General features: G+C 66.3%; 12 protein-coding genes and 1 pseudogene. 9 read left to right on the forward strand and 4 right to left on the reverse strand.

Annotated elements, in window-relative coordinates; all coding sequences use genetic code 11:
- The first annotated feature begins 386 nt into the window (after positions 1-386).
- From ACFWBB_RS18170 to ACFWBB_RS18185, 4 genes are read left to right on the forward strand one after another with little or no spacing between them, the layout of a single operon-like run.
- Positions 387-1,433, forward strand: coding sequence for a hypothetical protein (locus ACFWBB_RS18170; RefSeq protein ID WP_385272813.1), 1,047 nt, complete (start codon positions 387-389; stop codon positions 1,431-1,433).
- Positions 1,363-3,150: an AAA family ATPase gene (locus ACFWBB_RS18175; protein WP_385272816.1), complete on the forward strand. Its 1,788-nt coding sequence runs from the start codon at positions 1,363-1,365 to the stop codon at positions 3,148-3,150. Before ACFWBB_RS18170 ends, ACFWBB_RS18175 begins: the two co-directional genes overlap by 71 nt.
- Complete coding sequence (locus ACFWBB_RS18180; RefSeq protein ID WP_385272819.1) at positions 3,138-4,088, forward strand: UvrD-helicase domain-containing protein; 951 nt, start codon at positions 3,138-3,140, stop codon at positions 4,086-4,088. Before ACFWBB_RS18175 ends, ACFWBB_RS18180 begins: the two co-directional genes overlap by 13 nt.
- A 33-nt stretch (positions 4,089-4,121) precedes the next feature.
- Complete coding sequence (locus ACFWBB_RS18185; protein WP_385272822.1) at positions 4,122-4,775, forward strand: hypothetical protein; 654 nt, start codon at positions 4,122-4,124, stop codon at positions 4,773-4,775.
- Positions 4,776-4,861: 86 nt separating this feature from the next.
- Here the strand turns inward: ACFWBB_RS18185 and ACFWBB_RS18190 are convergent, their stop codons facing one another.
- Entirely contained in the window at positions 4,862-6,025 is a 1,164-nt protein-coding gene (locus ACFWBB_RS18190) for a citrate synthase (RefSeq protein ID WP_385272983.1), read from the reverse strand.
- A gap of 779 nt (positions 6,026-6,804) precedes the next feature.
- Between ACFWBB_RS18190 and ACFWBB_RS18195 the strand changes: the two genes are divergently transcribed.
- The 3 genes from ACFWBB_RS18195 to ACFWBB_RS18205 all read left to right on the forward strand — a co-directional run bounded on the left by ACFWBB_RS18195 (position 6,805) and on the right by ACFWBB_RS18205 (position 10,514).
- Complete coding sequence (locus ACFWBB_RS18195) at positions 6,805-7,077, forward strand: DUF1330 domain-containing protein (protein WP_385272825.1); 273 nt, start codon at positions 6,805-6,807, stop codon at positions 7,075-7,077.
- 563 nt (positions 7,078-7,640) lie between these two features.
- Entirely contained in the window at positions 7,641-9,140 is a 1,500-nt protein-coding gene (locus ACFWBB_RS18200; RefSeq protein ID WP_385272985.1) for an MFS transporter, read from the forward strand.
- Positions 9,141-9,944: 804 nt separating this feature from the next.
- On the forward strand, positions 9,945-10,514 hold the full coding sequence (locus ACFWBB_RS18205; protein ID WP_385272828.1) for a TetR/AcrR family transcriptional regulator: 570 nt from the start codon (positions 9,945-9,947) through the stop codon (positions 10,512-10,514).
- 39 nt (positions 10,515-10,553) lie between these two features.
- Here ACFWBB_RS18205 and ACFWBB_RS18210 read toward each other — a convergent pair whose 3' ends face one another.
- The 3 genes and pseudogenes from ACFWBB_RS18210 to ACFWBB_RS18220 form a co-directional block, all read right to left on the reverse strand.
- Complete coding sequence (locus ACFWBB_RS18210) at positions 10,554-10,889, reverse strand: hypothetical protein (RefSeq protein ID WP_385272831.1); 336 nt, start codon at positions 10,887-10,889, stop codon at positions 10,554-10,556.
- Between the two features lie 81 nt (positions 10,890-10,970).
- Positions 10,971-11,196: pseudogene (locus tag ACFWBB_RS18215) on the reverse strand (3-hydroxyacyl-CoA dehydrogenase); the annotation flags it as partial.
- A 22-nt stretch (positions 11,197-11,218) separates the two neighbouring features.
- Complete coding sequence (locus ACFWBB_RS18220) at positions 11,219-11,788, reverse strand: TetR/AcrR family transcriptional regulator (RefSeq protein WP_385272834.1); 570 nt, start codon at positions 11,786-11,788, stop codon at positions 11,219-11,221.
- Positions 11,789-12,248: 460 nt separating this feature from the next.
- On the opposite strand from ACFWBB_RS18220, the gene ACFWBB_RS18225 reads away from it, so the two are divergent.
- Both ACFWBB_RS18225 and ACFWBB_RS18230 read left to right on the forward strand, forming a co-directional pair.
- Positions 12,249-12,950, forward strand: a complete 702-nt coding sequence (locus tag ACFWBB_RS18225; protein WP_385272837.1) for an SDR family oxidoreductase — start codon at positions 12,249-12,251, stop codon at positions 12,948-12,950.
- Between the two features lie 98 nt (positions 12,951-13,048).
- Complete coding sequence (locus ACFWBB_RS18230; protein ID WP_385272840.1) at positions 13,049-13,927, forward strand: alpha/beta fold hydrolase; 879 nt, start codon at positions 13,049-13,051, stop codon at positions 13,925-13,927.
- Positions 13,928-13,931 lie beyond the last annotated feature (4 nt).

Genomic DNA, 13,931 nt, shown 5'->3' on the forward strand with positions numbered 1-13,931 from the left:
CTGGGCTTATGAGGGTCAAAGCGGCTGTGACCTGCTAGGACGGGTTGCAGAGGCGATCGGAGGCAGTCAGAGGAAAACGCTCTGATTCGACCCCGGTACGACCCGGGTCGCTCGGAGGCAGTCAGAGGCAGTGCCTCTGCAAGCTGCTTCTGGGAGACCCGAGTTGACCGGGCGGATCAGGAGCGGCGACCTCGACGGCTCTCTGTTCCTGCCTTGGTCGAGTTGCGATGGGGACGCCTGCCTCCAGAGCGGGGCCAGGCATACGAATGCCTCCAGGACGGCAATCCTGGAGGCATCGCTGGCACCGATCGGAGGTCGGTTCCGGGCATCACCCGTGGTTTTAGCGGGCCTGGGTGTCGCCCTTGTCTTTGCGAGACGACCTCACCGTGCCACACCACAGTCATCAGGCAGAACCACAGCGGCAGATCCCTCACTCGTTCGGCCGACGGGGCCTTCACCACCTTCGTCCGGCTGCGGCCGAACTGGTCCTGCTCGGGGATCTCACCGGCCTGTACGCGACAGGCAGTTACAGCAGGCTCGGCTCCGACGGCCGCACCGTGGCCGTGCGCCAGGACCGGCAGGGCGCGGCCGAGCACGGGCATCGCGTCACGGCGGCGATCGCCTGCCATGTCGCTCGGGCCGGGGGCACCGTTGACGAGCTGGCCCGGTTGCTGCTGCACCCCGACCATGAGGGTGGCCGGCACGCCCGGCACATCGCACTGCGCTCGGGGCAGGCCCGCGCCCTGGACTACATCCGCCGGGTGTGGGCCAGCGCCTCGGCTGTGGTCGCCGGAACGCGAGTGCTGGACTCACGTCACCACGCCTACGAGGTTCTGGCCGCGCTGCGGGACCGCATCGAGACCACGCCCTGGCGCGGCGAGCGGGGACGGACCGCGCTGCGGGTGCTGCGGGCCCATCTGAACTTCGCCGAGACCGCCGGCGGCCCGCTGCACCACGCCAGCGAACGACAGACCGCGGAGGAAGCAGGGATCTCGCGGACGACGCTGCGCGTGGTCTACGAGACCGTCCTCAAGCCTGGGGGCTGGCTGCGTCGGCTGCGGGTCGGTCACGGCCGGGAGGGCTCCACCTGGTACCTCGACCACGGCAGCACCAGGAGCCGTCGTCCCCACGCTTCGCTGTCTCGTTTCTGGACCACTCAGTACCCCCCCGACCTGGCACTTGAGGAGTGGACCACCCCTGAGACAGGCATGACGGCCGACATCGACTCCACCGTCATCGCCCGCCTGATGGGCCACGACGCCTTCGCCCACCGCGGCCTCGGCAGCTCCGCCCTCATGATCATCGGGGCGCTGCACGTCCGGCCTGCTCAGAACGGTCAGCGATCTTGTCGGTACGGCCTCCGTGTCCCGTGCCACTGCCTACCGGACCTTGCGGCGCCTCGCCGACCACGGTCTCGTGCACCACGACGGTGAGACCTGGACCCTCGCTCCCCGCGCCGTGGAGGGCTTTTTCGAGTACACGGAAGACGACGACCTCGCCCCCCTCACAGGTGTGATCCTCGACCTGGACGACACCTGCTCCGAGGTCAAGATCGAGGCGGCGCTTGAAGTTGCTCGCCCAAACGACTTCCTCAAGGACTTCTGGTCGGCCAGCCAGCGGGAGCCGTTCGATCGCATCAAGTGGCTGCGCAAGAACTTCTCGGATTACTTCGCCCCGGCTTATCGCGCGGTCAGCCCCTTGGACGAGAACGTCCGCAAGGAGATCAAGCGCGGTGCCGCCGAGTCCATCCTGTCGGTCAAGTTCGTCTACGCGCAGACCAAGATGGATGACACGCCGAGCGACAAGGCCCGCACGTTGTCGAAGACGTTCGAGGCCTACTACAAGGTCAACAGCGGGCACGAGGACCGTCACCAGAGCATCGAGCAGATCGAGACCGCTCTGGCGTCCGCCTCACAGCAGCTCGACGACAACTACGCCACGCTGTTCGACCCGATCTTCGAGGACCTGCGCACCTTCGGGATGGGCACCATCACCCCGGTCCAAAAGCCCCGCATCGTCTCCCTCATCGAGGCCTCAGGCATCCTCCGCGGCAGTACCCGCATCCAGTACCCCTCCGGGGACGCCGACTTCCATCTTCCCGAAGGTCACAACGGGCTGGGCTACAGCAAGCTGATCTTTACGATCCTGCAGGTCATCAGCTTTCACCAGACCTACGAGCGCACCACACCCAAACCGGCGCTGCAGGTGCTGTTCATCGAGGAGCCCGAAGCCCATCTGCATCCCCAGATGCAGGAGACATTCATCAAGAACATCCAGGACTTCATCGACCGCAAAACGGGCTGGAAGGTGCAGGTGGTCATCACTACACACTCCTCCCGCATCGTTGCCAGCAGCGGCTTCCACACGGTGCGCTACTTCGACCGTTCCGAACCGCAGCTCACGGTCAAGGACCTATCGACCTTCGAGGCCAACGTGAAGGCCACTCCGCAGGGGGACGAGACCCTGCGCTTCCTGCGCCAGTACATGGTCTTGCACCGGTGTGACATGTTCTTCGCCGACAAGGTGATCCTGATCGAGGGCACCGCGGAACGGCTGATCCTGCCGGAAATGGTCCGGCGGTGCGCCAAGGGGCTTCTGCACCAGTACGTATCGGTCATCGAGGTCGGCGACGCCTACGCCGTCCGCTTCCGGGAACTGCTCGCCTTCCTGAACGTCAAGACGCTCGTCATCACCGACCTCGACTCCGTGTGCCCCAAGCACCGCAAGGCCTGCCCACCCGGCCAGGGGCAGACGGTCACCTCGAACCAGACGCTCAAGAACTGGCTGCCCGCAAAGTCCAGCATCGCCGAACTGGTCGCCACCGACCCGACTGACAAGGAGCAGGGACACGTACGCGTCGCCTACCAGATCCCGGAGAAGGATTCGGGAGCCTGCGCGCGGAGCTTCGAGGATGCCTTCATCATCGCCAACGCAGAACCCCTCGTACGTGGCTTCCGCCAACTCGCTCTGAAGGCGGCCTTCGTCAAGGAGGTCGGGGCCGACCCCACCGCCGACGACATCGAAGCCAAGGCCTACGGCATCGCACAGCAACTCAGCGACCACAAGACGGACTTCGCCTTCGACGTGATGCTCCTGGAGGACTGGGCCGTTCCCCGCTACATCGCCGAAGGACTGCAGTGGCTCGCCTAGACACCCTCGAAGCCGTCGCCACGGAGCTGGAGGCCCGGCGCAGCTTCCTCGTCGAAGCGGGAGCCGGCGCCGGCAAGACAACCACCCTGGTACGCGCCCTGCAGCACCTCCTGACCCACCACCGCGCGGACCTGGAGGCACACGGCCGGCGGATCGCCTGCATCACCTACACCAACGTCGCCAAGAAGAAGATCCACGAACGCATCGCCTCAGACCCGCTCGTCGACGTCGGCACCATCCACGAATTCCTGTGGAGTGCCATCCAGCCCTACCAACATGAGCTCTGGCAGCAGATCCTCGACTACAACAAGGACCTCACCAGACCGGACGACCTCGATGACGTCACCGCTCCACCGGCCATAGAATATTCCGACCGCGGGCGCAGGCTGAGCGAGGGACGCATCTCCCACGACGACGTCATCGCACTGTCGCTCCGCCTCGTCACATCCCACCCCAAGCTCATACGCATCATCGCCAGCAAGTACCCGGTCATCTTTGTCGACGAGTACCAGGACACTTCTCCCAAGACGATCCAGCTGCTACTCGACCACCTGGCGGGCGCGGGCCGTGACAAATGCGTGGTCGGTCTCTTCGGCGACTCCATGCAGAAGATCTACGAATCCGGCGTCGGAGCGGTGAAACGTCCCGGCCTCCTCACCGAGATCACCAAGAACGAGAACTACCGGTGCTCGCCTCCCGTCGTCGATGTGCTCAACCAGATGCGCCCTGAGCTCATCCAGGACGCCGTCGGCAAGCAGCAGACAGGCGAGGTCCACCTGTTTCTCAACAGTGGCATCTCACCCGGCCCTGAGCGACTGACGGCTGCCGAAGCGATACTCGCCCGGAACGGCTGGACACGGGAGAACAGCAAATACCTGCTCCTCACCCACCGAGGGATAGCCGGCACCCTGGAGTACGCCAACCTCCTGGAGCAGTAACGAAAGTTGGGCCGCTACGGTCCCGACGACCTCATGGCACGCAGCGAGCCGTACATCCAGTACCTCACCCGCATCGAGGCCATAAGCACCGCGTTCCGCAACAACGACTTCGCCGGGCTGACAGACCTGCTGGATGAGGGACGGACACGGATCACCCGTCACGCCCACAAACGCGCCATCAGTGACGCCATCCGTGCAATCGACGCCGTAAGCACGACCGGAACCATCGGCGACGTGCTCGACCGGATGGCCGACGGCCATCTCCTCGCCATGCCAGGAAAGCTCAAAGACCTCGAACGCCGCAGAACCGCAACGGACCTGGACGAGCGCGACCAGCGGCGAGCGGACTTCTCGAACAACCTCCGCGGCGTGTCCTACCGGGAAGTCATCAGCGTCACGTACTTCATCGACGAACTCACCCCGTTCTCGACCCAGCACGGCGTCAAAGGCGACGAATTCGAGAATGTCTTGGTGGTGGTCGACGACCGCGCGTGGAACAGGTACAGCATCGGCAAAATGCTTGCTGGCACCGACAAACCCGACCGGACAGAACGGTCACGCAACCTGTTCTACGTGTGCTGTTCTCGAGCCCAGCGCGGCCTGGCTGTCGTGTTCGTCGACGATCTCCCAGACGGGGCGGAATCCACACTCCACAAGTGGTTCGCCTCAGGAACCATCCATCCATAAGAGAATGGTCCGGAGCCTCCATCAGCTCGGAGCGGTCCACGTGGACACGTATCCTGGGACCTCGTCCTGAGCGCCTCAGGCAGGAGTCAGGACACGGGCACCGCCACTGGCGGTTGCGGTCCGACGTACCGCGCTGCCGGACGGATGATCTTCGAGTCCTCTGCCTGTTCGAGGATGTTCGCTCCCCAGCCGACCACTCGCGCGGCCGCGAACGTCGGGGTGAACATCTGCCGCGGCAGGCCGCACAGTTCCATGACCACGCCCGCGTAGAACTCGACATTGGTGTGGAGTTCGCGGCCGGGCTTGAGTTCCGCCAGGATTGCCTCCACGCGCTGTTCGACCTCGACCGCGAAGTCGACCAGCGGACCACCGAACTGTTCCGCGATGCCACGCAGCATGCGGGAACGGGGATCCTCGGTGCGGTAGACGGGGTGGCCGAAGCCCATGATGCGGTCCCCGGCAAGGACGTGTTGCCGGATCCACGGATCGATACGGTCCCGGCTGCCGATCGCATCCAGCGTGTCCAGCGCACGGCTCGGAGCGCCGCCGTGGAGGGGGCCGGAGAGTGCCCCCACCGCGCCGGCCAGGGCGGCCGCCACGTCCGCCCCGGTCGATGCGATCACTCTCGCCGTGAACGTTGATGCGTTGAATCCATGGTCAATGGTCGAGATCAAGTACTGCTCGATCGCCCTCGCCCGGTCCGCGTCTGGTTCCGAACCGGTCAGCATGTAGAGGTAGTTCGCGGCGTACGGCAGATCCGTCCGCGGCTCCACCGGTTCGAGGCCCTGCCCGAGCCGGTACAGCGCCGTCAGCAGCGTGGGTACGGCCGCTGCGGCCGCGACGGTGTCCGCGCGCCGTTGGTCGGCGTCGATGTCGTACACCGGCCGGAACCCCTTCGAGGCCCCGAGCAGGGACAGTGCGGTCCGTAGACCGGCAAGCGGCCCGGAGGCGCCGCTCGCCGCGGCGAGGGCGGGCAATACGGCGCGCACGTCATCGGGCAGGCGGCGGAGTTGTGCTGTCTGCGCCGCGAACGCGGACAGTTGCGCAGCCCCCGGCAGTTCGCCGTGGACCATCAGGTACCAGACGTCCTCGAAGCCGCGGGTCCGCGCAAGGTCGACGGCCGAGTATTGGCGATAGTGATAAAAGCCTTCCAGCCCTCTGACGTCACCAAGTGCGGTGTCGGTGACGATGACGCCCGCGAGGCCTCGCGGTACATCGATCGAGGTGGACGCGGCTGGGTTGGTAGGCATGTTCCCTCCTTGGACTTGATTCGACTGTCCATGATTGACGTAGTGCACGTCAATATTGATTGAATCAATGTAATGCGATGTGGCGTGACATCCGCGAGGGAGCGCGGGCTGGTGATCGCGCACATGGGTTCTCTGCTCGCGCGCAGGACGCTCCGTAGCAGAACACTGCCGCGTGCTTGGGTGAGCCGCGGCCAGTCCACCGCCGGCATGCCCGCGAGGATCAAACCCTGTCATCGGCCACGACAGCGCGAGTTCAGGCTCAGTAGCCAGGGCGGGAGGTGGCAGCACGGCCGGTGGCCGGAGTGTCAGCCACGAACAGCCATTCCGCGCGGACATCGGGGGCAATCGAGCGGCGCTCTTTCGCTGGGATTTGCGGGCGAAAACCGATCGGTTTACGAGCAGGCTGAACCGATCGGTTTTTCGTTGCGGAGACGGGCGCGGCCATTTCATTGCTGGGAGTACGAATGGCTTCCCCGCGCGACACCGAAGGGCAGCATGCCGAGATTCCCGCGACCTTATTCTTCAGGCGAGCGCTAAAAGTGTGTTCTTCATAGCCGGTCTCTGGGGTGGCGCACATCGCGACCCACGTCAACATCATCAACAATAAGCCGGCGTCCTGCTGCCAGCCCAGTGCCCGCCTAGAGCGACAAACACCAGTTTTCTGAGACCGAAGAGAGTATTGGCATGAGTGAGAATCCGCAGAACAAGAAGTTTTACGCCCTGAATATGTTCGACGTGGTCGCGAGAAGTACCTTGCGTATTTCAGCCGTCTGCCCGAAGTGGCTCCGAAGTATGGTGGCCGAATTGTGGCGTTTGGCCGTTTCCGGAGCAGCGTAGCCGGTGACCTCGCACCGCGGCAGGTTCTGTTTCTTGTTGAATGGGAGTCCGAAGAGGCGTTTAACAGCTTCCGGGACGATCCGGACTTGGCCGACTTGCATCCGCTGCGGGAGAACGGGACGGCGTCCTATGTCTGGCAGACGTTCGATGGTTCCGATATGAGTGACCCCGCCGGCGTTTCGCTCGATGACGTACTGGCGGTGCTCAAGCCTTGACCTCAGCATTTCGTGACGGCTCGCCAGTTGAACTGGCGAGCCGTTTCGGCTTGTTGGGCTGATGGCGGGCAGCGTGAGGGCCCGGCTGTCGCGCCGGGTGCCCGCCGGGTTCCACGGCTCCGGTGGGGTTGTGCTGTTCGCAGGGAAGGGAACGTGCTGGTCGGCTGGAGTTCGGCATGCTCTCCAGTCAGATCTGGTTCTGCGCCATGTCGTGGAGCGGGAAGTTGTGCAGGCCGGTGGCGCGGGCGGCGCAGATGCCGTCTTCGGCGCGGGCGCGCCGCGGCGGTGACGCGGTTCCAGGGCGGCGACACCCCAGCGGCGCGGCACGGCATGTCGACGCGGATGCGGTCGCTCTGTTCGTGGAACGGCTGCGCGGACGTCGAGCAGCCGGTCAGGCGTCGAGACAACACCGGCGGCAGGCGTGGGCGTCGGTGCTGTCTGGTTGCTCACGGGGTCAGAGACACCTCGTTCGCTTGCGCCATGGAAACCGATCTGTTTTCCTATGTGGAAACAGATCGGTTTCCGGCCGGTCTGCAGCCCATGACCAGCAGCCAAGGGAAAACATGACTACCACCTTCGATCGTGGGGCGCCCGCCTCCGGGAAAACAGACTCGGGCCGCCGCGGCTCACATGCCGTGCGCTGGTTGGTGCTCGTCGTGCTTGGCGTGGCACAGCTCATGGTCACTCTCGATGCGACCGTCGTGAACATCGCGCTGCCCGAAGCGCAGCACGACCTCGGTTTCAGTGACGGCAGCCGGCAGTGGGTCATCACGGGGTACGCCCTGGCGTTCGGCAGCCTGCTGCTGCTCGGGGGCCGGCTCGGTGACCTGTTCGGCCGACGTACGACCTTCGTGACCGGCCTGATCGGTTTCGCGGCCGCGTCCGTCATCGGGGGCGCGGCCGGCAGCTTCGAGATCCTCGTCGCGGCACGGGTGGCCCAGGGCCTCTTCGCCGCGCTGCTCGCGCCCGCGGCGCTCTCGCTGCTCAGCGTGACCTTCACCGACCCGGCCGAAAGGCCGAAGGCGTTCGGCATCTTCAGCGCGTTGTCCGGTGCGGGCGCCGCGGTCGGACTCCTGCTCGGCGGCATGCTCACCGAATGGGCGTCATGGCGCTGGGTGATGTACGTCAACGTCGTCTTCGCGGGCGTCGCGCTGGTCGGTGCGCTGCTGTTGCTGGCCAAGCCCGTGGTCACTGAGCGACCCAAGATCGACATTCCTGGCGCCGTCACGGTGAGCGCCGCGCTGTTCGGCATCGTCTATGGGTTCGCGCACGTCGAATCCACCAGTTGGACCGACCCGGTCGCCCTCGGCTCCATGATTAGCGGTGTGGTGCTGCTCGCGGTGTTCGTCTGGCTGGAGCTCAGGGTCGCGCATCCGCTGCTGCCGCTGCGCGTCGTGCTGGACCGGACCCGCGGCGGTTCGTTCCTTGCCGTGTTCGTCCTGGGCATGGGGATGTTCTCGATCTTCCTGTTCCTGACCTACTACCTGGAGGCCAGCATCGGCTACTCGCCGATCGAGGCCGGTCTGGCGTTCCTGCCGATGGTCGGCGGCATCGTCGCCTCGTCGACCACGGTGCCTTCGCTGCTGCTGCCCAAGGTCGGCCCGAAGATCGTGGTCAGCGCCGGCTTCCTGGTCTCAGCGTCCGGCATGGCTCTGCTGACCCGGCTCACGCTGGACAGCGCCTATGTCGCCGACATCATGCCGGGCATGATCCTGCTGGGTCTCGGTATCGGTGCGGTGATGACCACCGCGTTCCAGGGTGCGACCGCGGGCGTGCATCACGAGGACGCGGGCGTCGCCTCGGCGCTGATCAACACCAGCCAGCAGGTGGGCGGCTCGATCAGCACGGCGCTGTTGACCACCGTTGCCTCATCGGCCGCGACCGACTACCTGTCCTCGCACAAGCCCGGCGCGCTGACCGTGGCGCGGGCCGGGGTCGAGAGCTACACGGCCACCCTGGCCTGGGGTGCCGGGATCTTCGTGGTCGGCGCGGTACTCACGGCGTTCCTGATGCCGAACAAGGCTCTGGCGCCATCAGAGGGCGAGCCCGTCATCGCCCACTGAGTCCGATCCGACGAGGAGCGTAGTTGATCACAACGAGTGGCAGTGGGAAATGTCTTGTTGCCTGCGGTGACTGGTGCCCTCCAGGCGCAGATCGGCGAAGGAGGACGGGGCGTCTCCGAGATGGCCCCACCTCTGCCCCCGTGATCCGTCTTGAGGAATCTGATCATCGCAGCTAGCGGGCACCGTCCGTCAACACGGCCTCGGATCCACGATGTGTGAATTTACGCAGCTGATGGGCACGCTGGTCATGCCGGGTGCGGTTGGCCTCATAGGGTGGCTGCCTCTTGCGTTCTGCTGCTGCCGTACTCGGCGTGCGCCATCGCGGTCTCCGGGATCGGTCGCTGACCTCCTTGCCGTGTTCGGCAAGCCCCGGCATGTTGGTGGTCACGTCGTTCTGTGTCGCGATGCGCTGTCCGGCGGTCGGTGCCATCACTCGCTCAAGTTGCTGCCCGTCTGCTGCGCTTCCTCACGGAGTCCGAGCCGCTGCGGCGGATCACCGGCGGAGTTCGCTCGATCCTCTGCAATGGCGCCCAGGTGGCGCGGGCCTGGACCGGGGCTGGGTGAGGATGGTCGTCGGCCTCGTCGCGGCCACACTCTTCGGCTTCGGGAGTGACGGGCTGGTCCCGGCCGCCAGGGGCCGCGACGCGACCCCGCCGAGGCCAAGCCCGAGAAGAGCGCAGCCCCGGCGTAGCGGAACCGTACTGACATGCCCGCTCGCCGTGGGCGGTGCCACGGTAGCCCTGGCAAAGCGGCAAAAAAAACCGATCGGTTTCCATTTCGTCCACATCGAGTTAACCTCGCAGTATGACCACCGTAGTGAAGCCAAGTACCAGAGAGCGGCTGCTGGAGGCAGCGGCCACGCTCACCTACCGAGATGGTGTCGGCATCGGCATCGACGCCCTGTGCAAGGCAGCCGGAGTGTCGAAGCGCTCCATGTACCAGCTGTTCGAGAGCAAGGATGAACTGCTGGCAGCAAGCCTGGAGGAACGCGCCGCCGCCTTCGTGGCCGGGCTCCTGCCCCCGGCGGACGACGGCCGTTCACCCCGCGAGCGGATCCTGTATGTCTTCGAGCAATTGGAGTCGCAGTCGGGTGCGCCCGAGTTCCGAGGCTGCCGGTACCTGGCTGTCCAGGTTGAACTCAAGGATCAGAGCCACCCCGCGAGCCGGGTGGCCCACCGGATCAAGGCGAACCTGACAGGTTTCCTCCGTGCCGAGGCCGAGAAGGGTGGCGCGAGTGATCCCGACCTGCTGGCCCGGCAGCTGATCCTGGTCTTCGACGGCGCCAGCGCCCGCGCGGGAATCGGTGCCGACGAACTGCCGGGGCTCATCGCGCCCACAGTGACCACCCTGCTCGACACGGCAGGCATGCGCTGACGCGTCGCGTTTCCGGAACGCTCCCTTACTGTCCGGTGCTCAGGGGAAGCAAATGGCCGCAAGGGCGTTGCCGAGCATGCCGCAGGCGAAGAAGCTCGCGATCTCTTCGCTATCGGCGCCGAGCGACAGGCGCACGGCCTCCCAGATCCTCATCCAGCCGGCCCGGACGAGTTCACCGATCAGGTCATCGCCCTGCGCCTCGGCGGCCGTCACGATCGCGTATCCCCGCATCTGCATCAGGAGCGTTTCGGGGCGCGTCGAGATCGGCTGGTTGTAGGCGCGAGCGGCAGAGGCCGGCTTGGTCAGAGTCCGCGGGCAGGCCAGCGGCAAGGCCCACCGAACCGGCTGCCGCACGGCCTTTGCGCTCTGCATCATTCGAGGCAGGCCGGGGAAAACGTCTTCACGGCCCGGCTGCGAAGCATCCGCCTCGACGGCGCCCCGTGCCCGTCTCGTCGGTCAGCGCGGTGCCGTGCGGATGGCGCCGTCGAGGCGGATGACCTCGCTGTTGAGCATGGGGTTCTCGACGATGTGTCGCGCCAGGGCGGCGAACTCGGCCGGATCGGCGAGGCGCGTGGGGTGGGTGAGGGACCTGCCGCCCGAGGGAGTCACGGGCCTCCTGGGGCAGTCCTGCCATGAGCGGGGTGTCGAAGAGGCCTGGTGCGATGGAGACCACGCGGATGAGGTGCTGGGGTGATGGCGATGCGTCAGCGCAAGTCTGCGGCATCGAGCAGGGTGGCCACAGTGGGAGCGACGAGCCCCGTCAGTCTGTCGGCGCCGATCCCCGCACGAGCGCCGGCGCCGTCGAAGACCACCATCAGCTGCCGGGCCAGCAGTTCCGGATCGCTCGCCCCACCCTGTTCGGCCTCGGCTTGAAAAAAGGCCGTCAGGTTCCCCTTGACCCGGTGGGCCACCCGGCTGGCGGGGTGGCTGTGATCGTTCACCTCGATCTGCACAGCCAGGTACGCACAGCCCTTGAATTCGGGCGCTCCCGCCTGCGACTCCAGCTGCTCGAAGACGTGCAGGATCCGCTCCCGGGCGGAACGCCGGTCGCCCGCCTCAGGCAGGAGACGGACAGCGTAGTAAGCGGCTCGTCGCTCCAGGCTCGCCGCCGGCAGGTCATCTTTGCTCTTGAATAGCTGGTACATCGACCGCTTGGACACCCCAGCCGCTTTGCACAAGGCCTCGACGCCTACACCGAGGCCCTCGCGGTAGGCGAGCGTGGACGCCGCCTGCAGCAGCCGCTCTCGCGGCGTCGGCTTCGCCTGTGTGGTCATGATGCGAGGCTACCTTGGATTTCCGAGAATGAAAACCGATCGGTTTACCGGTGTGGCCGCACCCTTCCATGTGGGGGTCGCGATCCTCCCGGGCGTCTTCTCGGCAGGGGGTGTGGTGCAGCCCCTTGTCGCCTCAAGGAGTGCGAACCAAAGGGTCATCGTCCCGGCGTCACGGGGCGTCGGCTGCCGTGAAGCCGGGTTGTCGTGCTTCAGGGCAGCACTCCGCCACGCCTTCGCCGCCGCCCCGCCGACGCTGCGAAGGTCCCGCGCCCCAAGGCGCACTGCTCACCGGTTGACCGTCTGACCCTGCAGCGGCCGAACGTGATCGCACATCTACCCGAGTCCGGCCGGTGGGGGCGCCCGGGGAGCAGTTCCTGCTTTGACTTGCGTCATGAAACCGATCGGTTTACTGTATTGGAAACCGATCAGTTTCCCGTCTCTTTCCACTTTGGAGCACGTCATGACTGCACTCAAGGGCGCGAACGTCTTCGTCACCGGTGGCAGCCGCGGGATAGGCAAGGCCCTGGTGGAGGAGCTCTATGCGCGTGGGGCCGGCAAGGTGTACGCCACGGCCCGCGACCCGCGCAGCGTGACGCACCCGTACGCGGTCCCGGTGGCACTGGAGGTCACCGACCCGGCCTCCGTGGCGGCGGCCGCCGCGCAGGCGGACGATGTCACCGTGCTGATCAACAACGCGGGTGCCGCGGTCGGCGCGTCCTTCCTGGACTCTCCGGTCGACGACGTGCGCCGCGAGTTCGAGACCAACTTCTACGGCCCGCTGCTGCTCACCCGGGCCTTCGTGCCGGTCATCGAGCGCAACGGCGGCGGCCACCTCCTCAACGTGCACTCCGTGCTGTCCTGGCTGGCGCTCGGCGGCTCCTACAGCGCCTCCAAGGCCGCCCTGTGGTCACAGAGCAACCCCCTGCGCCTGGAGCTTGAGCCACGCGGCATCACCGTCACCGGACTGCACGTCGGCTACGTCGACACCGACCTGGCGGCCGGCGTCGACGCCCCCAAGTCCGACCCCCGTGACGTCGCCGCACTCGCCCTCGACGGCGTCGAGACGGGAGCGTACGAGGTGCTCGCCGACGACATCTCGCGGCAGGTCAAGGCAGGCCTCGCCGGCGACCTGGCCGACCTGTACACCCAGCTGGCCAAGTAGGCCGCGGACCACAGTGAGGGTGTGACCGCGCGCCACCCCCGCCTGTCCGACCGTATCCGCATCACCCATGCGCAGTTCACCCAGAAGGAAACGGCGATATGCCCGACCAGGAGTCACGTCCCACGATTCACATTCCGCGGACCACCAGCCACACCGTCGCCCCGCGCGCAGGAAGCCGCAGCCGCGAGGGCACCCTGCGCTACCTCAAAGCGGGCACCGGTGCTCCCCTGGTCCTGCTGCACACTCTGCGCACGCAGGCCGAGCATTTCCGTTTCCTCGTGCCGCTGATCGCGGATCAGTACACCGTGTACGCCCTCGATCTGCCGGGGATGGGCTATTCGGAGATCGTGCCCGGTGCGTCGTACGAAGAGCCGGCGCTGCGCGCGGGCGTCGAACGGCTCCTCACCGAACTCGACCTCCACGACGTGACGTTGGTCGGGGAGTCGTTGGGCGGGGTGCTCGCCCTGACCACCGCGGCCGATCTCCCGGAGCGGGTACGGCGCGTCGTCGCGGTGAACCCGTACGACTACCGCGATGGAATCGCCCGCTCCGGTCTCCTCGCCCGTGTGGTGGTCGGCGGGATCATCGCTCCGGGGGTGGGTCCCGTGATCGCCAGCCAGGAGCCCAAGCCCATTCTTCGCAGAATCCTGCAGGGCGGCGTGGGTGACAAGGCCGCTTTCCGGGAGGACTACCTGGGCGAACTCCTCCAGTCAGGCAGGCGTCCCGGCTTCCCGGCCGTTGCCCGCGCTCTGTACCGGAACATGCCCAGCCTCATCGCGGCCCGCTCGCGCTACCCCGAGGTCAAGGCCCCCGTCCATCTCGTCTACGGGGAGAACGACTGGTCGCGGCCTTCGGACCGGGAAGCCAACAAGCAGCTGCTGCCCGCCGCCGACTTCACGCAGGTGCCGGGAGCAGACCACTTCATCGCACTGGAGAACCCGGAGGTGGTGGCCGACCTGCTGAACGCGGTCGCGTGACCGC

Source organism: Streptomyces sp. NPDC060000 (genome assembly GCF_042737375.1).
Lineage (GTDB): Bacteria > Actinomycetota > Actinomycetes > Streptomycetales > Streptomycetaceae > Streptomyces.

Excerpts from the sequence above, each read along its gene's own strand:
- ACFWBB_RS18205 (WP_385272828.1), top strand. The coding sequence starts at position 9,945 with ATGACCACCGTAGTGAAGCCAAGTACCAGAGAGCGGCTGCTGGAGGCA.
- ACFWBB_RS18220 (WP_385272834.1), bottom strand. The coding sequence starts at position 11,788 with ATGACCACACAGGCGAAGCCGACGCCGCGAGAGCGGCTGCTGCAGGCG.
- ACFWBB_RS18185 (WP_385272822.1), top strand. The coding sequence starts at position 4,122 with ATGGCACGCAGCGAGCCGTACATCCAGTACCTCACCCGCATCGAGGCC.
- ACFWBB_RS18210 (WP_385272831.1), bottom strand. The coding sequence starts at position 10,889 with ATGATGCAGAGCGCAAAGGCCGTGCGGCAGCCGGTTCGGTGGGCCTTG.
- ACFWBB_RS18190 (WP_385272983.1), bottom strand. The coding sequence starts at position 6,025 with ATGCCTACCAACCCAGCCGCGTCCACCTCGATCGATGTACCGCGAGGC.
- ACFWBB_RS18200 (WP_385272985.1), top strand. The coding sequence starts at position 7,641 with ATGACTACCACCTTCGATCGTGGGGCGCCCGCCTCCGGGAAAACAGAC.
- ACFWBB_RS18225 (WP_385272837.1), top strand. The coding sequence starts at position 12,249 with ATGACTGCACTCAAGGGCGCGAACGTCTTCGTCACCGGTGGCAGCCGC.
- ACFWBB_RS18230 (WP_385272840.1), top strand. The coding sequence starts at position 13,049 with ATGCCCGACCAGGAGTCACGTCCCACGATTCACATTCCGCGGACCACC.